The sequence below is a fragment of the Halorhodospira halophila SL1 genome (genome assembly GCF_000015585.1).
In the GTDB taxonomy this organism is placed as follows: Bacteria; Pseudomonadota; Gammaproteobacteria; order Nitrococcales; family Halorhodospiraceae; genus Halorhodospira; species Halorhodospira halophila.
Genome location: NC_008789.1, coordinates 914,432 through 936,557, shown reverse-complemented (window position 1 = coordinate 936,557; position 22,126 = coordinate 914,432). Strand labels below are relative to the sequence as shown.

Here is a 22,126-nt window from a genome sequence, read left to right as displayed (position 1 = left end):
GCGGCGGCGACTTGAGATCAACGCGCGAGCGGGCAGCAGACATGAGAGATCTTCTCAACCTTTTCAAGCAGCCGGGTGCTCAGCTGGAGGACTTCGATGCGATTCGGATCGGGCTGGCATCGCCCGAGATGATCCGCTCCTGGTCCTACGGCGAGGTCAAGAAGCCGGAGACCATCAACTACCGCACCTTCAAGCCGGAGCGTGACGGGCTCTTCTGCGCCAAGATCTTCGGCCCGGTGAAGGACTACGAGTGCCTGTGCGGCAAGTACAAGCGCCTCAAGCACCGCGGCGTGGTCTGTGAGAAGTGCGGCGTCGAGGTGACCGTCGCCAAGGTACGGCGCGAGCGCATGGGCCATATCGACCTGGCCAGCCCCGTGGCGCACATCTGGTTCCTCAAGAGCCTGCCGTCGCGCATCGGCCTGCTGCTGGACATGACCCTACGCGACGTCGAGCGGGTGCTCTACTTCGAGGCGTACATCGTCATCGAGCCCGGCATGACGCCGCTCGAGCAGGGGCAGCTGCTCACCGACGAGCAGTACCTGGAGGCGGTCGAGGAGCACGGCGACGAGTTCGACGCCCGCATGGGCGCCGAGGCGGTGCTCGAGATCCTCAAGGGCATGGACCTGGAGGCCGAGGCTCGGCGTCTGCGCGACGACATCGAGGCCACCGGCTCTGAGTCCAAGATCAAGCGCCTGTCCAAGCGGCTCAAGCTCCTCGAGGCCTTCCTTGAGTCGGGGAACAAGCCCGAGTGGCTGATCATGACCGTCCTGCCCGTGCTGCCGCCGGACCTGCGGCCGCTGGTGCCCCTCGACGGCGGCCGGTTCGCCACGTCGGACCTCAACGACCTCTACCGGCGGGTGATCAACCGCAACAACCGCCTCAAGCGGCTGCTCGAACTGGCCGCGCCGGACATCATCGTGCGCAACGAGAAGCGCATGCTCCAGGAGTCCGTCGACGCCCTGCTCGACAACGGTCGCCGCGGCCGGGCGATCACGGGCACCAACAAGCGCCCGCTCAAGTCCCTGGCCGACATGATCAAGGGCAAGCAGGGTCGCTTCCGCCAGAACCTGCTGGGCAAGCGTGTCGACTACTCCGGCCGCTCGGTCATCGTCGTCGGCCCTACCCTGCGCCTGCACCAGTGTGGTCTGCCCAAGCGCATGGCCCTGGAGCTGTTCAAGCCGTTCATCTTCTCCAAGCTGCAGCGCCGCGGCCTGGCCACCACCATCAAGGCGGCCAAGAAGATGGTCGAGCGCGAGACCGGCGAGGTCTGGGACATCCTCGACGAGGTCATCCGCGAGCACCCGGTGCTGCTCAACCGCGCGCCGACGCTCCACCGCCTGGGTATCCAGGCCTTCGAGCCGGTGCTCATCGAGGGCAAGGCCATCCAGCTCCACCCGCTGGTGTGCACCGCCTACAACGCCGACTTCGACGGCGACCAGATGGCGGTCCACGTGCCGCTGTCGCTCGAGGCGCAGCTCGAGTCCCGGGCGATGATGATGTCCACCAACAACATCCTCTCGCCGGCCTCGGGCGAGCCGATCATCGTCCCCTCCCAGGACGTGGTGCTCGGCATCTATTACATGACCCGCGAGCGCGTAAACGCCCGCGGCGAAGGCATGCGCCTGGCCGGCGTCGAAGAGGTTCACCGCGCCTACCAGACCGGCGCCGCGGAACTCGGCGCGCGGGTCGAGGTGCGCATCCGCGAGCGGGTCTTCGACGACAGCGGTGAGATGGTCGAGCGCGTTCAGCGCCGGCAGACCACCATCGGCCGGGCCCTGCTGTTCGACATCGTGCCGGACGGTCTGCCCTTCGAGGCCGTCGACCGTGAGCTCGACAAGAAAGGCGTCTCGGGGCTGGTGAACGCCTGCTACCGCCGCGTCGGCCTGAAGGGCACGGTGGTCTTCGCTGACCAGCTGATGTACACCGGCTTCTTCTATTCCACCAAGGCCGGCGTCTCCATCGGTGTCGACGACATGGAGGTGCCCACCGACAAGGAAGAGGCCCTGCGCTCGGCCGAGGAAGAGGTCCGCGAGATCGAGGACCAGTACGCCTCGGGCCTGGTCACCAGCGGCGAGCGTTACAACAAGGTCGTCGACATCTGGGCGCACACCAACGACCAGGTGGCTGGCGCCATGATGGAGAAGATGGGCAAGGAGACGGTCGTCGATGCCGAGGGCAACGAGACCGAGCAGAAGTCGCTCAACTCCATCTTCATCATGGCCGACTCCGGCGCCCGTGGTTCGGCGGCGCAGATCCGTCAGCTCGCCGGCATGCGCGGCCTGATGGCCAAGCCGGACGGCTCGATCATCGAGACGCCGATCACCGCCAACTTCCGCGAGGGCCTCAACGTCCTGCAGTACTTCATCTCCACCCACGGCGCCCGTAAGGGTCTGGCCGACACGGCGCTAAAGACCGCCAACTCCGGCTACCTGACCCGCCGCTTGGTGGACGTCTCCCAGGACCTGGTGGTCACCGAGGAAGACTGCGGCACCACCGATGGGTTGGTGCAGACCCCGATCATTGAGGGCGGCGACGTGGTCGAGACCCTCGCTGAGCGGGTGCTGGGCCGCGTGGTGGCCGAGGACGTGGCCGTACCGGGGAGCACCGACATCGCCGTCGAGGCCGGGACGCTGCTCGACGAGGACTGGGTCGAGCGCCTCGAGCGCATGGGCGTCGACGAGATCAAGGTCCGCTCCGCGGTCACCTGTGAGACCCGTCACGGCGTCTGCGCCAAGTGCTACGGCCGCGACCTGGCCCGTGGCCACGGCGTGAACATCGGCGAGGCCGTCGGCGTCATCGCCGCGCAGTCCATCGGCGAGCCGGGTACGCAGCTGACCATGCGGACCTTCCACATTGGCGGCGCCGCCTCGCGGGCGGCCGCGGTCTCCCAGGTGGAGGTGCGCAACACCGGTAAGGCGCGACTGCACAACATCAAGACCGTGCAGCACCACTCCGGCAGCTACGTGGCCGTGTCGCGCTCCGGCGAGCTCACCGTCATGGACGAGTACGGCCGCGAGCGGGAGCGCTACAAGATCCCCTACGGCGCCGTGCTCAGCGTCGGCGACGAGGACCCGGTGGAGGCCGGGCAGGTGGTGGCCAACTGGGACCCCCATACCCACCCGATCGTCACCGAGGTGGACGGCTACGTGCGCTTCCACGACTTCGTCGAGGGCGTCACGGTCCAGCGCGAGGTCGACGAGGTCACCGGCCTGTCGAGCCTGGTGGTCACCGACCCGAAGAGCCGGGGCACCGGCGAGCACAAGCGTCAGGTCACCAACGCCAACGGCAAGGTCACCGAGGAGCGGGTCGCCTACAAGGACCTGCGGCCGATGATCAAGCTGGTCGACGGTGACGGCAACGACCTGAACATCGCCGGTACGCAGATCCCGGCCCACTACTACCTGCCGGCCGGGGCCATCGTCTCGCTCGAGGACAACGCCGAGGTGCGCGTGGGTGACGCCCTGGCGCGTATCCCGCAAGAGGCGTCCAAGACGCGTGACATCACCGGTGGTCTGCCGCGGGTGGCCGACCTGTTCGAGGCGCGTAAGCCGAAGGAGCCGGCGATCCTCGCCGAGGCCTCCGGCACCGTCGGCTTCGGCAAGGAGACCAAGGGCAAGCAGCGGCTGATCATCACCAAGGCCGACGGCGAGACCCACGAGGAGCTCATCCCGAAGTGGCGGAACGTCACCGTCTTTGAGGGCGAGCACGTGGAGAAGGGCGAGACCATCGCCGATGGCGAGCCCAACCCCCACGACATCCTGCGGCTGCTCGGCGTGACCAAGCTCGCCGAGTACATCGTCCAGGAGATCCAGGACGTCTTCCGCCTCCAGGGTGTGGGCATCAACGACAAGCACATCGAGGTGATCGTCCGGCAGATGCTGCGCAAGACCATCGTCTCCGATCCGGGCGACTCGCTGCACCTCAAGGGCGAGCAGGTGGATCGGGCGAAGCTGCTCGAAGAGAACGAGCAACTCCAGGCGCAGGACAAGCAGCCGGCGCAGTGGGAGCCGTCGCTGCTGGGCATCACCAAGGCGTCGCTGTCCACCGAGTCGTTCATCTCGGCAGCCTCCTTCCAGGAGACCACCCGGGTGCTGACCGAGGCGGCGACTCGCGGTATCCGCGACGACCTGCGTGGCCTCAAGGAGAACGTCATCGTCGGCCGGCTCATCCCGGCGGGCACCGGCTTCGCCTACCACGCAGCCCGTCGCCAGGAGGCACCCGCGCCGGCGGCGACGCCGGAGCAGCAGGCCGAGGAGGTCTTCGCCTCCCTCGGCCAAGGCGAGGGCGAGGGCCCCAGCCCGTCCGATGAGGCGAGCGGGCCCGAGGTCGAGTAGCCGCGAAATCAAGTAACGCAAGCCGTGCGCCCCGGGGTGGTCCCGGGGCGTGTCATTGACAAGGGCGCGGGATCACCCTAGAATGCCGCGTCTTCGACAGGCCGGCCATCCGGCCTGTCGTTTTTGGGTCGGTACGGAGCGCAAAACCCTATGGCGACAGTGAACCAGTTGGTGCGCAAAGGTCGCACCAAGCGCACCGCGAAGAGCAGTGTGCCGGCGCTGGAGGCGTGCCCTCAGAAGCGCGGCGTATGCACTCGCGTCTACACCACCACGCCGAAGAAGCCGAACTCCGCTCTGCGTAAGGTGGCGCGTGTGCGTCTGACCAACAGTTACGAGGTGGCCTCCTACATCGGTGGTGAGGGACACAACCTCCAGGAGCACTCGGTCGTCCTCATTCGTGGCGGGCGTGTCAAGGACCTGCCTGGTGTGCGCTACCACGTCGTCCGCGGTGCTGCGGATACGGCGGGTGTCGACAAGCGCCGGCAGGGTCGTTCCAAGTACGGCGCCAAGCGCCCGAAGAAGAAGTAACGGGACTCAGTCATGCCTAGGAGACGAGAAGTACCCAAGCGCAAGGTCCTACCCGATCCCAAGTACGGGAGTGAGGTCCTGACCAAGTTCGTCAACATGGTCATGAGCGACGGCAAGCGCTCGGTGGCCGAGCGGATCCTGTACGGCGCCCTGGAGCGCATCGGGTCCAAGCACGACGATCCGATCGAGGTCATGGAGACCGCGCTCGAGAACGTCAAGCCGCGGGTCGAGGTCAAGTCCCGGCGCGTGGGCGGCGCCACCTACCAGGTTCCGGTCGAGGTCCGCCCGGAGCGGCGCCAGACCCTCGCCATGCGCTGGCTGCTCGAGGCGGCCCGCAAGCGCGGCGAGAAGACCATGGCCGCGCGCATGGCCAACGAGATGCTAGAGGCGGCGGAGAGTCGCGGGACGGCGGTCAAGAAGCGTGAAGACACGCACCGCATGGCCGAGGCCAACAAGGCCTTCTCGCACTACCGCTGGTAAACGCAGAAACACGCTTCAAGACGGGGTATTCCACCGTGGCACGCAAGACACCCATCGAGCGCTATCGGAACATCGGCATCGCCGCACATATCGATGCCGGCAAGACCACCACCACCGAGCGCATCCTGTTTTACACCGGTGTCTCGCACAAGATGGGTGAGACCCATGATGGTGCGGCGACCATGGACTGGATGTCCCAGGAGCAGGAGCGTGGCATCACCATCACGTCCGCCGCGACCACGTGCTTCTGGCGCGGTATGGACCAGCAGTACCCCGAGACCCGGATCAACATCATCGACACGCCGGGTCACGTGGACTTCACCATCGAGGTGGAGCGTTCGCTGCGGGTGCTCGACGGCGCGGTGGCCGTGTTCTGTGCCGTCGGTGGCGTCGAGCCCCAATCCGAGACGGTCTGGCGGCAGGCGAACAAGTACGGCGTGCCGCGGATCGCGTTCGTCAACAAGATGGACCGGGCGGGCGCGGACTTCTCCCGTGTGGTCGGCCAGATCCGCGATCGGCTTGGCTCCCAGGCGGTGCCGATCCAGCTGCCCATCGGCGCCGAAGACAACTTCCAGGGCGTCATCGACCTGCTGCGCATGTCCGCCATCTACTGGGACCGCGACGAGCAGGGCATGACCTACTCCGAGACGGAGATCCCGGAGGAGCTCAAGGCCGACGCCGAGGCCGCCCGCGAGGAGATGGTCGAGGCTGCCGCCGAGGCGGACGAAGAGCTCATGGACAAGTACCTCAACGAGGGTGAGCTCTCCCACGACGACATCAAGCGCGGTCTGCGTCAGCGCACCCTGAACACCGAGATCGTGCTGTGCATGTGCGGCTCGGCGTTCAAGAACAAGGGCGTGCAGACGCTGCTCGATGCCGTCATCGAGTTCCTGCCGGCGCCCAACGAGGTCCCGGCCATCGAGGGTCTGCTCGACGACGAAGAGACCGTGGTCACCCGCGAGTCCACCGACGATCAGCCCTTCGCGGCGCTGGCGTTCAAGATCGCCAACGACCCGTACGTCGGCAACCTGACGTTCTTCCGCGTCTACTCCGGCGTGCTCAGCTCCGGCGACGCCGTGTTCAACCCGGTCAAGGGGAAGAAGGAGCGCATCGGCCGTCTGTTGCAGATGCACTCCAACCAGCGTGAGGAGATCAAAGAGGTCCGCGCCGGCGACATCGCCGCAGCCGTTGGCCTCAAGGATGTCACCACCGGCGACACCCTGTGCGACCCGAGCAACAAGGTCACCCTCGAGCGCATGGAGTTCCCCGAGCCGGTGATCGCGGTCGCCGTCGAGCCGAAGACGCGCAGTGACCAGGAGAAGATGGGTCAGGCCCTCGGGCGGTTGGCGCAGGAGGACCCGTCCTTCCGCGTGCGCACCGACGAGGAGTCCGGGCAGACCATCATCTCCGGCATGGGCGAGCTGCACCTGGACATCATCGTCGATCGCCTCAAGCGGGAGTTCAAGGTCGAGGCCAACGTGGGTGCGCCCCAGGTGGCCTACCGGGAGACCATCCGCAAGCAGATCGAGCAGGAAGGCAAGTTCGTGCGTCAGTCCGGCGGCCGCGGGCAGTACGGCCACGTACATATCCGCATGAAGCCGCAGGAGCGGGGCGAAGGCTACAGCTTCGAGAGCAAGATCGTCGGCGGTGTCGTGCCCAAGGAGTACATCCCGTCGGTGGACCACGGCTGCCGCGAGGTCATGGAGGAGGGCGTCCTCGCCGGTTACCCGGTGGTCGACGTGGGCGTCGAGCTCTACGACGGCTCCTACCACGACGTCGACTCCTCGGAGATGGCGTTCAAGATCGCCGGCTCCATGGCCTTCCGTGAGGGCTTCATGAAGGCCGATCCGGTGCTCCTGGAGCCGGTCATGAAGGTCGAAGTGGTCACGCCCGAGGAGTACATGGGCGACGTGGTTGGCGACCTGAACCGTCGGCGTGGCACTGTGCAGAAGATGGAAGACATCCCCAACGGCAAGCAGATCCGTGCTCAGGTGCCGCTGAAGGAGATGTTCGGGTACGCGACGGACCTGCGCTCCAACACCCAGGGGCGAGCCTCCTACGTGATGGAGTTCGAGGAGTATCACGAGGCGCCGGCGAGCATCGCCGATGAAGTGATCAAGAAGGCGTCGTAAACGTACGTCGCCGTTCAGTTTCAGACGAGAGACCGTACAAGATAAACGAGGTGTGGCGTGTCCAAGGAAAAGTTTGAGCGTAAGAAGCCGCACATCAACGTCGGCACCATCGGTCACGTGGACCATGGCAAGACGACGCTGACTGCGGCCCTGACCAAGGTCCTGGCCGAGGCCCACGGCGGCGACGCCCGTGCGTTCGATCAGATCGACAACGCGCCGGAGGAGCGCGCCCGCGGCATCACGATTGCCACGGCGCACGTGGAGTACGAGTCGGAGTCCCGTCACTACGCCCACGTCGACTGCCCGGGTCACGCCGACTACGTCAAGAACATGATCACCGGCGCGGCGCAGATGGACGGCTCGATCCTGGTGGTCTCCGCCGCCGACGGCCCGATGCCGCAGACCCGCGAGCACATCCTGCTCGCCCGTCAGGTCGGCGTGCCGGCGATCGTGGTCTTCCTGAACAAGGCCGACATGGTCGACGACGCCGAGCTGCTCGAGCTCGTCGAGATGGAGGTCCGGGAGCTGCTCAGCGACTACGACTTCGACGGCGACAACATCCCGGTGGTCACCGGCTCGGCGCTCAAGGCGCTCGAGGGCGACGACTCGGAGATGGGGCGTCCGGCGATCATCAAGCTCGTCGAGGCGATGGACGCGCACATCCCGCAGCCGGAGCGTCCGGTGGACGGCGACTTCCTCATGCCCATTGAGGACGTCTTCTCCATCTCCGGCCGCGGCACGGTGGTGACCGGTCGTGTCGAGCGCGGTGTCATCAAGGTCGGCGAAGAGGTCGAGATCGTCGGCATCACCGACACGCGCAAGACGACCTGCACCGGCGTCGAGATGTTCCGCAAGCTGCTCGACCAGGGTGAGGCCGGTGATAACATCGGCGCGCTGCTGCGTGGCATCAAGCGCGACGACGTCGAGCGCGGCCAGGTGCTGTGCAAGCCGAAGTCGATCACGCCGCACACGCACTTCGAGGCCGAGGTCTACGTCCTGAGCAAGGACGAGGGTGGCCGGCACACGCCGTTCTTCAACGGCTACCGTCCGCAGTTCTACTTCCGGACGACGGACGTCACGGGTACGGTGACGCTGCCGGAGGGCACCGAGATGGTGATGCCGGGCGACAACGTCAAGATGACGGTTCAGCTGATCGCCCCGATCGCCATGGAGGACGGCCTGCGCTTCGCGATTCGCGAGGGTGGCCGCACCGTCGGCGCCGGCGTCGTCTCCAAGATCATCGAGTAAACAGCCATGGCGACCGCAGCGGCAACACAAAACCAGCGTATCCGGATCCGGCTGAAGGCGTTCGATCATCGACTGATCGATCAGTCCGCCCGGGAAATCGTGGATACCGCGAAGCGGACCGGGGCCCACGTCTGTGGCCCCATCCCGCTTCCGGTGAAGAAAGAGCGGTTCACCGTGCTGACCTCCCCGCACGTCAACAAGGACGCACGGGACCAGTACGAGATCCGCACCCACAAGCGGCTGATGGACATCATCGACCCGACGGACAAGACGGTCGACGCGCTGATGAAGCTCGACCTGGCCGCCGGTGTCGACGTCCAGATCAAGCTCTACTGACACGTCGAGCCGCCGTATCGACATCGACCGGCGGTGACCGGCGCTCCGGCCGGCAAACGGCAGGCCGCCCCACGGGGCTGCGCGCCGTGCGCCCGCCGGAGTCTATTCGTTCCCGGTGAGCCAGATCCGGGCAGAGAGATTTTGAGGAGACGCGGACGATGGCAATTGGAATCGTCGGTCGCAAGCGCGGCATGACGCGTGTTTTTACCGAAGAAGGGGGCTCGATCCCGGTGACCGTCGTCGAGGCGGACCCGAATCGCGTCACCCAGGTGAAGACCGAGGAGAGTGACGGCTACCGCGCCGTGCAGGTGACCGCCGGCCGGCGCAAGCCGCAGCGCGTGCGCAAGCCTGAGGCCGGGCACTTCGCCCGGGCCGGGGTCGAGGCCGGCCGCGGCGTGTGGGAGTTCCGTCTGGACAAGGGCCAGCGGGCCAGTGACGAGGAGATGCCGGAGACCGGCGGCTCCATCGACGTGGGCGGCTTCGAGGCCGGCCAGAAGGTCGACGTCACCGGCACCACCAAGGGCCGGGGCTTTGCCGGTACGGTGCGCCGGCACAACTTCCGGGCGCAGCGCAACACCCACGGCAACTCGAAGTCCCACCGGGTCCCGGGCTCCATCGGTCAGTGCCAGAGCCCCGGGCGCGTTTTCAAGGGCAAGAAGATGGCCGGGCAGATGGGCAATCGACGCGCCACCATCCAGAACCTGGAGGTCGTGCGTGTGGATAGCGAGCGCAACCTGCTGCTCATCCGGGGCGCAGTCCCTGGGGCCGTCGGCAGCGACCTGATCGTCCGTCCGGCGAGCAAGGCGTAAGAGGTGACAGGGGGAGCCATGGAGCTCAAGCTCAGTAACGAAAAGGGCGAAGCGGCAGGCCAGCTCGAGGTCTCGGACCAGGCCTTCGACGCGCCGTTCCGCGAATCGCTCGTCCACCAGGTGGTCACTGCCCACCTCGCCGGGGCGCGTGCCGGGACCAAGGCACAGAAGACCCGCAGCGAGGTGGCCGGCGGCGGCAAGAAGCCCTGGCGTCAAAAGGGCACGGGCAACGCCCGGGCCGGCACCATCCGCAGCCCGCTGTGGCGCGGTGGTGGCCAGACCTTCGCGGCCAAGCCGCGGGACTTCTCCCAGAAGGTCAACCGCAAGATGTATCGCGGCGCCTTGCGCTCGATCCTGTCCGAGCTGGCCCGCCAGGACCGCCTGGTGGTCGTCAAGCAGTTGACGGTCGACGCGCCCAAGACCCGCGAGCTCAAGGCGCGCCTGGAGGGGCTCGGCGTGCGCGAGGGCCTGATCGTGGTTGACGAGATCGACGCCAACCTCGAGCTGGCGGCCCGCAACCTGCCGCGTCTGGGCGTGGTCGACGCCGCCGGCGTCGATCCGGCGAGCCTGGTCGGCGCCGAGCGGGTGGTGATCACCGAGTCCGCCATCCGCCGTGTCGAGGAGTGGCTGTCATGAACCAGGAACGACTCTACACCGTGCTTCGTGGCCCGCACATCTCCGAGAAGAGCACGGTCATTGCCGACGGTGCTGGCCAGGTGGTCTTCCAGGTGGCGCCCGACGCCAACAAGAAGGAGATCAAGGCCGCCGTCGAAAAGCTGTTCGATGTGCAGGTCACCGGCGTGCGGACCGTTAACGCCAAAGGCAAGCGCAAGCGCTTCGGCATGATTCGCGGCCGGCGCCGGGATTGGAAGAAGGCATACGTCACCCTGGCCGAGGGGCAGGACATCGACTTCCTCGGCGGGGAGTAAGGAGAGCCAGTCATGGCACTAGTCAAGAGCAAGCCGACGTCTCCGGGCCGGCGTTTCGTCGTCAAGACGAAGGACGCCCGGCTGCACCAGGGTGGCCCCTACGAGCCGCTGGTGGTGCAGAAGAGCAAGACCGGCGGGCGCAACAGCAACGGTCGGATCACCACCCGTCATCGCGGGGGGGGCCACAAGCAGCGTTACCGCCAGATCGACTTCAAGCGGAACAAGACCGGTGTCCCGGGCAAGGTCGAGCGACTCGAATACGACCCGAATCGTTCGGCGAATATCGCTCTGGTCCTTTATCAAGACGGCGAGAGAAGGTATATTATCGCGCCTCGTGGCGTTGAACCCGGCTCGCCGATCCAGAGCGGGCGCGACGCCGCCATCAAGCCGGGCAACGCCCTGCCGCTGCGTAACATCCCGGTCGGTACGCAGGTGCACTGCGTCGAGCTCAAGCCCGGCAAGGGTGCGCAGCTCGCTCGCTCCGCCGGAGCCGGTGTGCAGGTCGTCGCCCGCGAGAGTGGCATGGCGACGCTGCGCCTTCGCTCCGGCGAGATGCGCCGTGTGCCCGCCGACTGCATGGCGACCGTAGGCGAAGTCGGCAACGCCGAGCACAGTCTGCGCAACCTCGGCAAGGCCGGGGCCAAGCGCCACCTGGGCGTGCGACCGACGGTCCGTGGTGTCGCCATGAACCCGGTTGATCACCCGCACGGCGGCGGCGAGGGCCGCACCGCAGGCGGGCGTCACCCGGTCTCGCCGTGGGGTATGCCCACCAAGGGGCATAAGACCCGCAAGAACAAGCGTACCGATAAGTACATCGTGCGCCGACGGAAGCGTTGAGGGGTAAAGAATCGTGCCACGCTCGACCAAAAAAGGGCCGTTCATCGACCACCACCTGCTGAAAAAGGTGGAAGAGGCGAATGCCAACAACAGCAAGCGGCCGATCAAGACCTGGTCGCGCCGCTCGGTGGTGATGCCGGACATGGTCGGGCTCACCATCGCGATCCACAACGGGCGCCAGCATGTTCCCGTGCTGATCAACGAGAACATGGTTGGTCACAAGCTGGGCGAGTTTGCGGTGACGCGAAGCTTCCGCGGCCACGCCGCGGACAAGAAGTCGAAGAGATAACGGGAGCACGCCATGGAGACTCAAGCAAAACTGCGTTTCTCGCGTGTCTCGCCGCAGAAGGCCCGGCTTGTCGCCGATCAGATTCGCGGTCTGCCGGTGGACGACGCGCTGCGGACGCTCGAGTACAGCCCGCGCAAGGCCGCGGAGATCGTCCGCAAGGTGCTCGAGTCGGCGGTTGCCAACGCCGAGCATAACGATGGTGCCGATGTCGACGAACTGCGCGTCGCGCGCATCTTCGTCGACGAGGGCCCGACGATGAAGCGAATTCAGCCGCGCGCCAAGGGGCGCGCCAACCGAATCCTCAAGCGGACCAGCCACATTACCGTGGCGGTCGCCGAGGACTGAAGCGGATCAAGCGAGAGAGGCCGGCATGGGAAATAAGACCCATCCCACAGGGTTTAGGCTGGGCGTCACTGAAGACTGGCGTTCCATGTGGTACGCCGATAGCTCGAACTTCGGCAAGTACCTCAACACCGACCTGGAGGTGCGGGAGTTCATTCGTGAGCGCCTGAAGAACGCCTCCGTGAGTCGCATCCAGATCGAGCGCCCGGCGAAGAACGCCCTGGTCACGATCCACACCGCCCGCCCGGGCATCGTGATCGGCAAGAAGGGTGAAGACATCGATCGGCTTCGCGGTGAGGTGGCGGCCCGGATGGGGGTGCCGGTACACATCAACATCGAGGAGATCCGCAAGCCGGAGGCCGACAGCAAGCTCGTGGCGGAAAGCATTGCCGGGCAGCTGGAGCGGCGTGTGATGTTCCGGCGGGCCCTGAAGCGGGCCGTCGGCAACGCCCAGCGCGTCGGTGCCCAGGGGATCAAGGTGCAGGTCTCGGGCCGGCTTAACGGCTCGGAGATCGCCCGGACCGAGTGGTATCGCGAGGGCCGCGTGCCGCTGCACACCCTGCGTGCGGACATCGACTACGGCTTCGCCGAGGCGAAGACCACGTACGGTGTGATCGGTGTGAAGGTCTGGATCTTCAAGGGCGAGATCATCGACACCGAAAACGAAGGGGCCCCCGCCGAGCGCGTCAAGCGCGCCGCGGCTGCCCAGGGCTGAGCGGACGGGAGCGCGTAAGCGATGTTACAGCCGAAACGGACCAAGTACCGCAAGAAGCAAAAGGGCCGCTGCTCGGGCCTCGCGACCCGCGGTGATCGCGTGAGCTTCGGCGAGTTCGGCCTCAAGGCAACCACCCGCGGGCCGATCACCTCGCGGCAGATCGAGGCGGCGCGGCGTGCCATCAACCGCTACATCCGCCGGGGCGGCAAGATCTGGATCCGGGTCTTCCCGGATAAGCCGGTCACCGAGAAGCCGCTCGAGGTCCGGATGGGTAAGGGCAAGGGCAACGTGGACCACTGGTGTGAGCCGATCGCGCCCGGGCGCGTCCTCTACGAGCTGGAAGGTGTGTCCGAGGAAGTCGCCCGCGAGGCCTTCCGGCGCGCGGCGGCCAAGCTGCCGGTGAAGACCACCTTCGTGAACCGGACGGTGATGTGATGAAGGCGAGCGAGCTGCGCGAAAAGAAGACCGAAGAACTCGAGAACGAGCTGCTCGAGCGCCGCAAGGAACAGTTCAATCTGCGGATGCAGAAGGCCAGCGGTCAGCTGGCCCGGACCGATCAGCTCGGCAAGGTGCGCCGCGATGTCGCGCGCATCAAGACCGTGCTCAACGAGCGTAAGCGTGCGGAGCGGCAGGCATGAGCGAAGAGAAGAACACCCGCACCGTCAACGGGCGCGTGGTCAGCAGCAAGATGGACAAGACCCTCACCGTGCTGGTCGAGCGCCGCGTGAAGCACCCGCTGTACGGCAAGTTCATCCGGCGGTCGACCAAGCTCCACGCCCACGACGAGGGTAACGAAGGGCGCGAGGGCGACTGGGTCTCCATCCAGGAGTGCCGTCCGCTGTCGAAGAACAAGACCTGGCGGCTGGTGAAGGTGCTGGAGCGGGCCGCGAGCTAAGCACGCGGAAGTGCCCCGCAAGGGGGCGAGCAAGAACAAGAGCGGGTGAAGCGTCATGATCCAGATGGAAAGCCTCCTCAAAGCGGCCGACAACAGCGGCGCCCGGCAGGTGCAGTGCATCAAGGTGCTGGGCGGCTCCAAGCGCCGCTATGCGGGGATTGGTGATATCGTCAAGGTCAGCGTCAAGGACGCGATCCCGCGGGGGCGCGTCAAGAAGGGCGAGGTCTACAACGCTGTAGTCGTCCGCAGCAAGCGGGGCGTGCGCCGGGCCGACGGGTCGCAGATCCGTTTCGACGGGAACGCGGCGGTGCTGCTGAACAACAACCTGCAGCCGATCGGCACGCGTGTCTTTGGCCCCGTGACCCGTGAGCTGCGCAACGAGCGCTTCATGCGGATCATTTCCCTGGCGCCCGAAGTACTGTAGGCGAGGTCATCATGCGCAAGATTCGTACGGGCGACGAGGTTATCGTCATCGCCGGAAAGGACAAGGGGCGTCGTGGCCGGGTCTCCCGGGTCATCCCCGAGAAGGACCGTGTGATCGTGGACAACGTGAACATGGTCAAGCGGCATACGCGCGGGAACCCGATGCAGGGCACCACCGGCGGGATTATCGAGAAAGAGGCACCGATCCACATCTCGAATGTGGCGATCTACAACCCCGAGACGGAGAAAGCCGACCGCGTCGGCGTCCGCCAGGAGGGGGATCGTAAGGTGCGTTATTTCAAGTCGAACCAGCAGCTGATTGACGCCTGAGGGGGCTGGAATGGCGACGTTGCGAAAGGTTTATCGGGAAGAGGTCACCCCGGCCCTCAAAGAGCGCTTCGGGTACCAGAACGTCATGCAGGTGCCCCAGCTGCAGAAGATCGTCATCAACATGGGTCTGGGTGAGGCCACCAAGGACAAGAAGATCCTGGAGGCCGCGCAGGAGGATCTGGCCAAGATCGCCGGGCAGAAGCCAGTGGTGACCCGCGCTCGCAAGTCGGTGGCCGGGTTCAAGATCCGTGAGGGCTGGCCAATCGGCTGCAAGGTGACGCTGCGCCGCGATCGGATGTACGAGTTCCTCGAGCGCTTCATCCACGTGGCCTCCCCGCGGGTCCGCGACTTCCGTGGGTTCTCGCCGCGGTCGTTCGACGGGCGGGGCAACTACAACCTCGGTATCCGGGAGCAACTGATCTTCCCGGAGATCGACTACGACGAAATCGATCGGGTGCGCGGCATGGACATCACCGTGTCCACCACCGCTCGCACCGACGCGGAAGGGAAGGCCCTGCTCGAAGGGTTCGGCTTTCCCTTCCGGACCTGACGTCCAGAGGAGCAGCGCAGATGGCCAAGAACTCCATGGTTGAGCGCGACCGAAAGCGCCGCAAGCTGGCCCAGAAGTACTCCGCCAAGCGCGAGCGGCTCAAGGCGATTATCGAAAGCCCTGAGTCGAGCGTCGAGGAGCGCTTCGAAGCGCAGCTCAAGCTACAGCAGATCCCGCGCAACGCCAGCCCCGTGCGCCAGCGCAACCGCTGCGCCAAGTCGGGCCGGCCGCGGGGGTACTATCGCAAGTTCGGGCTGGCCCGTAATGAGCTGCGTCGGGCGGCCATGAACGGCGAGATCCCGGGCCTGACCCTCTCGAGCTGGTAAGGGGATAGACGATGAGCATGACCGATCCCATTGCCGACATGCTGACCCGGGTACGGAACGCGCACCACGCCGAGAAGGCGGACGTGCGTATGCCGTCCTCGAAGCTCAAGCGGGCGATTGCCGCCGTCCTCCAGGAGGAGGGCTACATCGAGGGTTACCGCGAGGTCGGGGAAGAGAAGAAGCCGGTCCTGGAGGTCACGCTCCGGTACCACGAGGGTCAGCCGGCAATCCGCGAAATCCAGCGTTACAGCCGGCCGGGTCTGCGGGTTTACCGCGGTCGTGACGAGCTGCCGCGCGTGCGCAACGGGCTGGGCACCGCCATCATCTCCACGTCCAAGGGCGTGATGAGCGATGGCCAGGCCCGCGCGCAGGGGCACGGTGGCGAGGTACTCTGCTGGGTCTTCTAGACAGGACGGGCAATCATGTCGAGAGTCGCAAAGGCACCCGTGGAGGTCCCCTCCGGCGTTGAGGTGACGCTCCAGGGCAACGACATTCAGGTCAAGGGCCCCAAGGGCCAGATGGCGTGGAGCTGCCACCGCCTGGTTTCGCTGAACCAGGAAGAAGGCACGCTCACCTTCGAGCCCCGGCAGCAGAGCACCCGTGCGGTGGCGCTGACCGGTACCACGCGGGCCTTGGTGCAGAACATGGTCACCGGCGTCAGCGAGGGCTTCGAGCGCCGCCTCGAGCTCAAGGGCGTCGGCTACCGCGCGCAGGTCCAGGGCAGCACCCTGAACCTGACGCTCGGTTTCTCGCACCCGGTGCACTACGAGATCCCGGAGGGCGTCACGATCGAGTGCCCCTCGCAGACGGAGGTCGTGGTCAAGGGCGCCGACAAGCAGCAGGTTGGCCAGGTGGCCGCCCAGATTCGCGGGTACCGTCCGCCGGAGCCCTACAAGGGCAAGGGCGTGCGCTACGCCGACGAGCGGGTGGTCCTCAAAGAAGCCAAGAAGAAGTAGGCGGTGGGGACGAAGATGGACAAGAAGACAGCACGCATGCGGCGCGCGCGCAAGAGCCGCGGGCGCATCCGCGACGTCGGTGCCTACCGGCTCTCGGTCCACCGCACGCCGCGCCACATCTACGCACAGGTGCAGCAGCCGGACGGCGCCACCACGCTGGCCGCGGCCTCGACGGTGGAGCCCGCCCTGCGTCAGCGCAGCGAGGGGACCGGCAACGTCAGCGCCGCCCAAGAGGTCGGCCGGCTGATCGCCGAGCGCGCCAAGGCGGCCGGTATCGAGCAGGTGGCATTCGACCGTGGCGGCTACCAGTATCACGGCCGTGTGCAGGCGTTGGCCGAGGCCGCGCGCGAAGCCGGACTGAAGTTCTAGGTTAGGGGCTAAGAAGCTATGGCGAACGGTGAACAAACCGGCGCGGACGGGCTCCGCGAGAAGCTGATCACGATCAACCGCGTGGCCAAGGTGGTCCAGGGTGGCCGCCAGTTCGGCTTCACCGCGCTGACCGTGGTCGGCGACGGCGAGGGGCGAGTCGGGTTCGGTTACGGCAAGGCCCGCGAGGTACCCGCAGCGATCCAGAAGGCGATGGAGCGGGCGCGCGGCGGGATGCGCACCGTGCCGCTGGATGGCCCGACTCTGCGCTACCCGGTGACCCATTTCCACGGGTCGAGCAAGGTCTTCATGAAGCCGGCCTCGCCGGGTACCGGCATCATCGCCGGCGGCGCCATGCGCGCGGTCTTCGAGGTGCTCGGCGTGCAGGACGTGCTGGCCAAGTCGGTGGGCTCGCGCAACCCGATCAACGTGGTGCGCGCGACGGTCGACGGGCTGGCCTCGATGGACTCCCCGGAGGCCGTTGCGGCCCGGCGGGGCAAGAGTGTCGAAGAGATTACGGGCTGATCATGGCTAATCAGAAGAAGCTCCAGGTAACGCTGCGGCGCAGCGTCCACGGCCGGCTGCAGAAGCACCGTCAGTGTGTGCGCGGGCTGGGCCTGCGCCGGATGCACCAGACCGTCCTGGTCGACGACACCCCGGAGAATCGCGGGATGATCCGGAAGGTGTCTTATATGCTGGAAGTTCAGGAGGCGTAAATGCGGCTCAATCAACTGTCGCCGAGCGCGGGTAGCCGGCCGGACGCCAAGCGCGCCGGGCGCGGTGCGGGCAGCGGCCTGGGCAAGACCGCCGGGCGCGGCCACAAGGGGCAGCACAGCCGTTCCGGCGGCTTCCATAAGGTCGGCTTCGAAGGCGGCCAGATGCCGTTGCAGCGCCGGGTGCCGAAGTACGGCTTCAGCTCCCAGAAGGGGCTGCGCACCGCGGAGGTCCGCCTCCATGAGATCGCCCGCGTCGACGGCGACACGGTGGACTTGGCGGCCCTTCACAAGGCTGGTGTTGTGCGCAAGAACATGCGCTACGTGAAGGTCATTGCCTCGGGGACCATCGATCGCGCCGTGAGCGTGCGCGGGGTCAAGGTGACCCAGGGCGCCCGCAAGGCGATCGAGGCGGCCGGCGGCCAAGTCGTCGAGGAGGGTTAAGTTGGGACGTCCAGGTGGTGCTGCAGGAGCCCTCGGTGGGATGGGACGTCTCACCGAGGTTCGCCAGCGTCTGCTCTTCGTACTGCTCGCGCTGATCATCTATCGGATCGGTACCCACATCACCATCCCGGGTATCGACCCCGCTGCGCTCGAGCAGATGGTCGACCAGCAACGCGGCACCATCCTGGAGATGTTCAACATGTTCGCCGGCGGGGCGCTGGAGCGGCTGTCCATCTTCGCCCTCGGCGTCATGCCCTACATCTCGGCGGCGATCATCATGCAGCTGCTTACGGCGGTGGTGCCGTCGCTCGAGCGGCTCAAGAAGGAGGGCGAGGCCGGCCGGCGCAAGATCACGCAGTACACGCGTTACGGCACCCTCGGCCTGGCCACCTTCCAGGGTATCGGCATCAGCATCGCGTTGCAGGGGCAGGGCGTGGCCGCCATGCCCGGGCCGGCGTTCGTGTTCATCTCCACGGTGACGCTGGCCACCGGCGTGATCTTCCTGATGTGGCTCGGTGAGCAGATCACCGAGCGAGGCATCGGCAACGGCATCTCGATCATTATCTTCGCCGGCATCGTCGCCGGGCTGCCGGGCGCCCTCGGCGGCACGCTGGAGCTGCAGCGTACCGGTGAGCTGGGCACCGCGACGATCCTGCTGCTGCTCATGATGGCCGCGGCGGTCACCGCCTTCATCGTCTTCGTCGAGCGGGGACAGCGGCGGATCACCGTGCAGTACGCCAAGCGCCAGCAGGGGCGCAAGATGTATGCGGCGCAGCAGAGCCACCTGCCGCTGAAGCTCAACATGGCCGGCGTGATCCCGCCGATCTTCGCCTCCAGCATCATCCTCTTCCCGGCGACGGTCGGGCAGTGGTTCGGCGATGCCGAGGGGCTGGGCTTCATCGGCGACATCGCCGCGACGCTGTCGCCGGGCCAGCCGGTCTACGTGGCCCTGTATGCCGCGGCGATCATCTTCTTCTGCTTCTTCTACACGGCGCTGGTGTTCAACTCGCGGGACACCGCCGACAACCTGAAGAAGTCCGGGGCGTTCATCCCGGGGATCCGTCCCGGTGAGCAGACGTCCCGCTACATCGATCAGGTGCAGAGCCGGCTGACGTTCGTCGGCGCGCTGTACATCACGGCCGTCTGTCTGATGCCGGAGTTCCTGATCCTGTACTGGAACGTGCCGTTCTACTTCGGCGGCACCTCGCTGTTGATCAGCGTCATTGTGGTCATGGACTTCATGGCGCAGCTGCAGTCGCACTTGGTCTCGCACCAGTACGAGCCGCTGATGAAGAAGGCCAATCTCAAGGGGCACACCCGGCCTGGCGGCGGGATGCTGCGCTGAATCGATAAAACTGGCTGCGGGGTGGCACCCAGGCGCGTGGACTGGTATCCTTTCGCGCCTTTGGGTCGCCCGTGAGCGGCCGCGCTCGGATTATTGGAGAGACGACGATGAAAGTCAGGGCATCGGTCAAGCGGGTTTGCCGCAACTGCAAAATCGTGAAGCGGCGCGGGACCGTGCGGGTGATCTGCACGGAGGCCCGGCACAAACAGCGCCAGGGCTGATCTCGGGCCGGATAGCACCGGCGGATCGACCCGGCACCCAACAAGCGCGAATCACGGGAGAGTTGGCCCCATGGCCCGAATCGCAGGAATCAACATACCGACACACAAGCATGCGTGGGTCGCGCTGACCTCGATCTACGGGATCGGCCGCACGCGTGCACTGAGCATCTGCAACGCGGCCGGCGTGCCGCACGACCGACGCGTCCGCGACCTCAACGACGCCGAGGTCGAGGCGCTGCGGCAGGAAGTTGGCAACTACGTCATCGAGGGCGACCTGCGTCGCTCGGTCGCGATGGACATCAAGCGCCTGATGGACCTCGGCTGCTACCGAGGCATGCGGCATCGCCGCGGCCTGCCGGTACGCGGGCAACAGACGCAGACCAACGCGCGTACGCGCAAGGGTCCGCGTCGGGGCCCCGCCAGCCGCTGATCGGGTAGGCAACATTCAACGCGTGGGCCGGATCGGCACCGCGTTCGGAGCGAACACGGGAACAGAGACCTATGGCGAAGGCATCCAGCCGCGGTGGCGGCAAGAAGAAAGTCAAGCGCACAGTCAGTGATGGTGTCGCGCACATCAACGCGACCTTCAACAACACGCTGATCACCATCACCGACCGGCAGGGCAACGCGTTGTCCTGGGCGAGCGCCGGCGGCAGCGGCTTCAAGGGGTCGCGCAAGAGCACGCCCTTCGCTGCCCAGGTGGCGTCGGAGACCGCCGCGCGCGCTGCGCAGGATTACGGTCTCAAGAACGTCGAGGTGCGCGTCAAGGGCCCCGGCCCCGGGCGTGAGTCCGCCGTGCGTGCGCTCAACGCGGTCGGGTACCGGATCACCAACATTTCCGACGTCTCGCCCATCCCGCACAACGGTTGCCGGCCGCCCAAGAAGCGGCGGGTCTGAGGAGGAAGCGCTCGCCATGGCGAAGTATATTGGTCCCAAGTGCAAACTGGCGCGCCGCGAGAAAACCGACCTGTTCCTGAAGAGCGGCGTCCGGTCGATCGACACCAAGTGCAAGCTCGAGCAGCCCCCGGGGCAGCACGGGCAGCGCCGCGGCGGCCGCATGTCCGACTACGGCCTGCAGCTGCGCGAGAAGCAGAAGGTGCGCCGCATGTACGGCATCATGGAGCGGCAGTTCCGTAATTACTACAAGGAAGCCGCCCGCCGTAAGGCCGCCACCGGCACCGCGCTGCTGCAGCTGCTCGAGAGCCGCCTGGATAACGTCTGCTACCGGATGGGCTTTGGCAGCACCCGCGCCGAGGCACGGCAGCTGGTCAATCACCGCGGCGTCCTGGTCAACGGCCGGGTGGTGAACATCCCGTCGTACCAGGTGCAGCCGGGCGACACCGTCTCCGTCAAGGAGAAGGCCAAGAGCCAGCTGCGCATCCAGGCCGCCCTGGAGCTGGCGCAGCAGAACGGCTGGGCCTCCTGGGTCGATGTCGACGCCACCAAGATGGAAGGCGTCTTCAAGCAGGCCCCGGACCGCGCCGATCTGTCGCAAGAAATCAACGAATCGCTGATCGTCGAGCTGTACTCGAAGTAACAGCCGCAACTGCAAGGTGTCGTCCATGAAGGGGTACCTGAAGGACTTTCTCAAGCCGCGCTCGGTCGAGATCGAGCCGCTCTCGGACAACCGCGCCAAGGTGGTCCTGGAGCCGCTGGAGCGGGGCTTTGGCCACACGCTGGGCAACGCCCTGCGGCGGCTGCTGCTCTCGTCCATGCCCGGGACTGCGGTCACCGAGGTGGAGATCGAGGGCGTACAGCACGAGTACACGGCGGTGGAGGGCATCCACGAGGACACTGTGGACATCCTCCTCAACCTCAAGGACCTCGCCGTGCGCCTCAACGAGCGTGACTCGGTGACGCTCAGCGTCGAGAAGCAGGGGCCGGGTTCGGTGACGGCGGCGGACATCGCCACCGATCACGACGTGGAGATCCAGAATCCGGATCTGCACATCGCCACGATCACCCACGAGCAGCCGTTCAAGGCGTCGCTGAAGATCGAGCGCGGCCGCGGCTACCTGCCGGTCACCGCGCGCGAGGAGGAAGACACCCGCACCATCGGTCACCTGGCCCTGGATGCGAGCTTCAGCCCGGTCCGCCGCGTCTCCTACGCGGTCGAGAGCGCCCGTGTCGAGCAGCGCACTGACCTGGACAAGCTCGTCCTGGACGTCGAGACCAACGGCGTGGTGACGCCCGAGGAGGCGGTGAAATTCGCGGCCAGCCTGCTGCGTGACCAGCTGTCGGTGTTCGTCGACCTCGAGGGTGGGCTGCTGGAGGGCGGCGACGAGCAGGAAGAGCCGGAGATCGACCCGGTGCTGCTGCGTCCCATCGACGACCTCGAGCTCACGGTCCGTTCGGCCAACTGCCTCAAGGCTGAGAGCATCCACTTCGTGGGTGATCTGGTTCAGCGCACTGAGGTCGAGCTGCTCAAGACGCCGAACCTCGGCAAGAAGTCGCTCAACGAGATCAAGGACACCCTGGCCGAGCACGGGCTGTCGCTGGGCATGCAACTCGATAACTGGCCGCCGCCGTCCCTCGGGGACCGCGCCCGTATCGCCGGCTAAACTGTCAAAGGATCCAC

General features: G+C 66.4%; 32 protein-coding genes. All 32 read left to right on the top strand.

The genetic code is table 11. From position 1 onward, the window contains the following. Positions 1–41: 41 nt before the first annotated feature. The 32 genes from rpoC to HHAL_RS04225 all read left to right on the top strand — a co-directional run bounded on the left by rpoC (position 42) and on the right by HHAL_RS04225 (position 22,109). Positions 42–4,334 (top strand): DNA-directed RNA polymerase subunit beta', encoded by a 4,293-nt coding sequence (rpoC, locus tag HHAL_RS04375; RefSeq protein WP_041595058.1) that lies wholly within the window; start codon positions 42–44, stop codon positions 4,332–4,334. Between the two features lie 150 nt (positions 4,335–4,484). Continuing rightward, positions 4,485–4,862 (top strand): 30S ribosomal protein S12, encoded by a 378-nt coding sequence (rpsL, locus tag HHAL_RS04370; RefSeq protein WP_011813662.1) that lies wholly within the window; start codon positions 4,485–4,487, stop codon positions 4,860–4,862. 12 nt (positions 4,863–4,874) lie between these two features. Further along, the gene (rpsG, locus tag HHAL_RS04365; RefSeq protein ID WP_011813661.1) at positions 4,875–5,342 is read left to right on the top strand and encodes a 30S ribosomal protein S7; all 468 of its coding nucleotides are present in this window, start codon (positions 4,875–4,877) and stop codon (positions 5,340–5,342) included. A gap of 35 nt (positions 5,343–5,377) precedes the next feature. After that, a complete protein-coding gene (gene fusA / locus HHAL_RS04360; protein WP_011813660.1) occupies positions 5,378–7,474 on the top strand; it encodes an elongation factor G in 2,097 nt (698 codons plus the stop codon). A gap of 57 nt (positions 7,475–7,531) precedes the next feature. Further along, positions 7,532–8,722: an elongation factor Tu gene (gene tuf / locus HHAL_RS04355; RefSeq protein ID WP_011813659.1), complete on the top strand. Its 1,191-nt coding sequence runs from the start codon at positions 7,532–7,534 to the stop codon at positions 8,720–8,722. Positions 8,723–8,728: 6 nt separating this feature from the next. Next, positions 8,729–9,058 carry a 30S ribosomal protein S10 gene (gene rpsJ, locus HHAL_RS04350; protein WP_011813658.1) on the top strand — a complete coding sequence of 110 codons (330 nt, stop codon included), beginning with the start codon at positions 8,729–8,731 and terminating at the stop codon, positions 9,056–9,058. A gap of 158 nt (positions 9,059–9,216) precedes the next feature. Continuing rightward, entirely contained in the window at positions 9,217–9,867 is a 651-nt protein-coding gene (gene rplC / locus HHAL_RS04345) for a 50S ribosomal protein L3 (RefSeq protein WP_011813657.1), read from the top strand. 18 nt (positions 9,868–9,885) lie between these two features. Further along, positions 9,886–10,503, top strand: a complete 618-nt coding sequence (rplD, locus tag HHAL_RS04340; RefSeq protein WP_011813656.1) for a 50S ribosomal protein L4 — start codon at positions 9,886–9,888, stop codon at positions 10,501–10,503. Next, complete coding sequence (gene rplW / locus HHAL_RS04335; protein ID WP_011813655.1) at positions 10,500–10,796, top strand: 50S ribosomal protein L23; 297 nt, start codon at positions 10,500–10,502, stop codon at positions 10,794–10,796. Before rplD ends, rplW begins: the two co-directional genes overlap by 4 nt. Before the next feature lie 12 nt (positions 10,797–10,808). Continuing rightward, a complete protein-coding gene (gene rplB / locus HHAL_RS04330; RefSeq protein ID WP_011813654.1) occupies positions 10,809–11,633 on the top strand; it encodes a 50S ribosomal protein L2 in 825 nt (274 codons plus the stop codon). A gap of 13 nt (positions 11,634–11,646) precedes the next feature. Then, the gene (rpsS, locus tag HHAL_RS04325; protein WP_011813653.1) at positions 11,647–11,922 is read left to right on the top strand and encodes a 30S ribosomal protein S19; all 276 of its coding nucleotides are present in this window, start codon (positions 11,647–11,649) and stop codon (positions 11,920–11,922) included. A 12-nt stretch (positions 11,923–11,934) separates the two neighbouring features. Beyond that, complete coding sequence (rplV, locus tag HHAL_RS04320) at positions 11,935–12,267, top strand: 50S ribosomal protein L22 (RefSeq protein ID WP_011813652.1); 333 nt, start codon at positions 11,935–11,937, stop codon at positions 12,265–12,267. 25 nt (positions 12,268–12,292) lie between these two features. Continuing rightward, the gene (gene rpsC / locus HHAL_RS04315) at positions 12,293–12,979 is read left to right on the top strand and encodes a 30S ribosomal protein S3 (protein WP_011813651.1); all 687 of its coding nucleotides are present in this window, start codon (positions 12,293–12,295) and stop codon (positions 12,977–12,979) included. Positions 12,980–13,000: 21 nt separating this feature from the next. Next, positions 13,001–13,414 (top strand): 50S ribosomal protein L16, encoded by a 414-nt coding sequence (rplP, locus tag HHAL_RS04310; protein WP_011813650.1) that lies wholly within the window; start codon positions 13,001–13,003, stop codon positions 13,412–13,414. Further along, on the top strand, positions 13,414–13,617 hold the full coding sequence (gene rpmC / locus HHAL_RS04305) for a 50S ribosomal protein L29 (protein WP_011813649.1): 204 nt from the start codon (positions 13,414–13,416) through the stop codon (positions 13,615–13,617). The genes rplP and rpmC overlap by 1 nt, the downstream gene beginning before the upstream one ends. Next, positions 13,614–13,874, top strand: a complete 261-nt coding sequence (gene rpsQ, locus HHAL_RS04300; RefSeq protein WP_011813648.1) for a 30S ribosomal protein S17 — start codon at positions 13,614–13,616, stop codon at positions 13,872–13,874. Before rpmC ends, rpsQ begins: the two co-directional genes overlap by 4 nt. A gap of 55 nt (positions 13,875–13,929) precedes the next feature. Next, complete coding sequence (rplN, locus tag HHAL_RS04295) at positions 13,930–14,298, top strand: 50S ribosomal protein L14 (RefSeq protein WP_011813647.1); 369 nt, start codon at positions 13,930–13,932, stop codon at positions 14,296–14,298. An 11-nt stretch (positions 14,299–14,309) separates the two neighbouring features. Further along, entirely contained in the window at positions 14,310–14,627 is a 318-nt protein-coding gene (rplX, locus tag HHAL_RS04290) for a 50S ribosomal protein L24 (RefSeq protein ID WP_011813646.1), read from the top strand. Positions 14,628–14,637: 10 nt separating this feature from the next. Beyond that, positions 14,638–15,177, top strand: coding sequence for a 50S ribosomal protein L5 (rplE, locus tag HHAL_RS04285; protein ID WP_011813645.1), 540 nt, complete (start codon positions 14,638–14,640; stop codon positions 15,175–15,177). Between the two features lie 20 nt (positions 15,178–15,197). Further along, positions 15,198–15,503: a 30S ribosomal protein S14 gene (gene rpsN, locus HHAL_RS04280; RefSeq protein ID WP_011813644.1), complete on the top strand. Its 306-nt coding sequence runs from the start codon at positions 15,198–15,200 to the stop codon at positions 15,501–15,503. An 11-nt stretch (positions 15,504–15,514) separates the two neighbouring features. After that, entirely contained in the window at positions 15,515–15,910 is a 396-nt protein-coding gene (gene rpsH / locus HHAL_RS04275) for a 30S ribosomal protein S8 (protein ID WP_011813643.1), read from the top strand. A 15-nt stretch (positions 15,911–15,925) separates the two neighbouring features. Beyond that, positions 15,926–16,459, top strand: coding sequence for a 50S ribosomal protein L6 (gene rplF / locus HHAL_RS04270; RefSeq protein ID WP_011813642.1), 534 nt, complete (start codon positions 15,926–15,928; stop codon positions 16,457–16,459). 15 nt (positions 16,460–16,474) lie between these two features. Beyond that, positions 16,475–16,828: a 50S ribosomal protein L18 gene (gene rplR / locus HHAL_RS04265; protein ID WP_011813641.1), complete on the top strand. Its 354-nt coding sequence runs from the start codon at positions 16,475–16,477 to the stop codon at positions 16,826–16,828. 18 nt (positions 16,829–16,846) lie between these two features. After that, complete coding sequence (rpsE, locus tag HHAL_RS04260) at positions 16,847–17,350, top strand: 30S ribosomal protein S5 (protein ID WP_011813640.1); 504 nt, start codon at positions 16,847–16,849, stop codon at positions 17,348–17,350. Positions 17,351–17,352: 2 nt separating this feature from the next. After that, on the top strand, positions 17,353–17,541 hold the full coding sequence (gene rpmD / locus HHAL_RS04255; RefSeq protein WP_011813639.1) for a 50S ribosomal protein L30: 189 nt from the start codon (positions 17,353–17,355) through the stop codon (positions 17,539–17,541). Further along, positions 17,542–17,982, top strand: coding sequence for a 50S ribosomal protein L15 (gene rplO, locus HHAL_RS04250; RefSeq protein ID WP_011813638.1), 441 nt, complete (start codon positions 17,542–17,544; stop codon positions 17,980–17,982). A 40-nt stretch (positions 17,983–18,022) separates the two neighbouring features. After that, the gene (secY, locus tag HHAL_RS04245; protein WP_011813637.1) at positions 18,023–19,327 is read left to right on the top strand and encodes a preprotein translocase subunit SecY; all 1,305 of its coding nucleotides are present in this window, start codon (positions 18,023–18,025) and stop codon (positions 19,325–19,327) included. Between the two features lie 107 nt (positions 19,328–19,434). Continuing rightward, positions 19,435–19,548, top strand: a complete 114-nt coding sequence (gene rpmJ / locus HHAL_RS12960) for a 50S ribosomal protein L36 (protein WP_011813636.1) — start codon at positions 19,435–19,437, stop codon at positions 19,546–19,548. 70 nt (positions 19,549–19,618) lie between these two features. After that, positions 19,619–19,978 (top strand): 30S ribosomal protein S13, encoded by a 360-nt coding sequence (gene rpsM / locus HHAL_RS04240; RefSeq protein ID WP_011813635.1) that lies wholly within the window; start codon positions 19,619–19,621, stop codon positions 19,976–19,978. Between the two features lie 71 nt (positions 19,979–20,049). After that, positions 20,050–20,445: a 30S ribosomal protein S11 gene (rpsK, locus tag HHAL_RS04235; RefSeq protein ID WP_011813634.1), complete on the top strand. Its 396-nt coding sequence runs from the start codon at positions 20,050–20,052 to the stop codon at positions 20,443–20,445. A 16-nt stretch (positions 20,446–20,461) separates the two neighbouring features. Continuing rightward, the gene (rpsD, locus tag HHAL_RS04230) at positions 20,462–21,085 is read left to right on the top strand and encodes a 30S ribosomal protein S4 (protein WP_011813633.1); all 624 of its coding nucleotides are present in this window, start codon (positions 20,462–20,464) and stop codon (positions 21,083–21,085) included. 25 nt (positions 21,086–21,110) lie between these two features. Further along, positions 21,111–22,109: a DNA-directed RNA polymerase subunit alpha gene (locus tag HHAL_RS04225; protein WP_011813632.1), complete on the top strand. Its 999-nt coding sequence runs from the start codon at positions 21,111–21,113 to the stop codon at positions 22,107–22,109. Positions 22,110–22,126 lie beyond the last annotated feature (17 nt).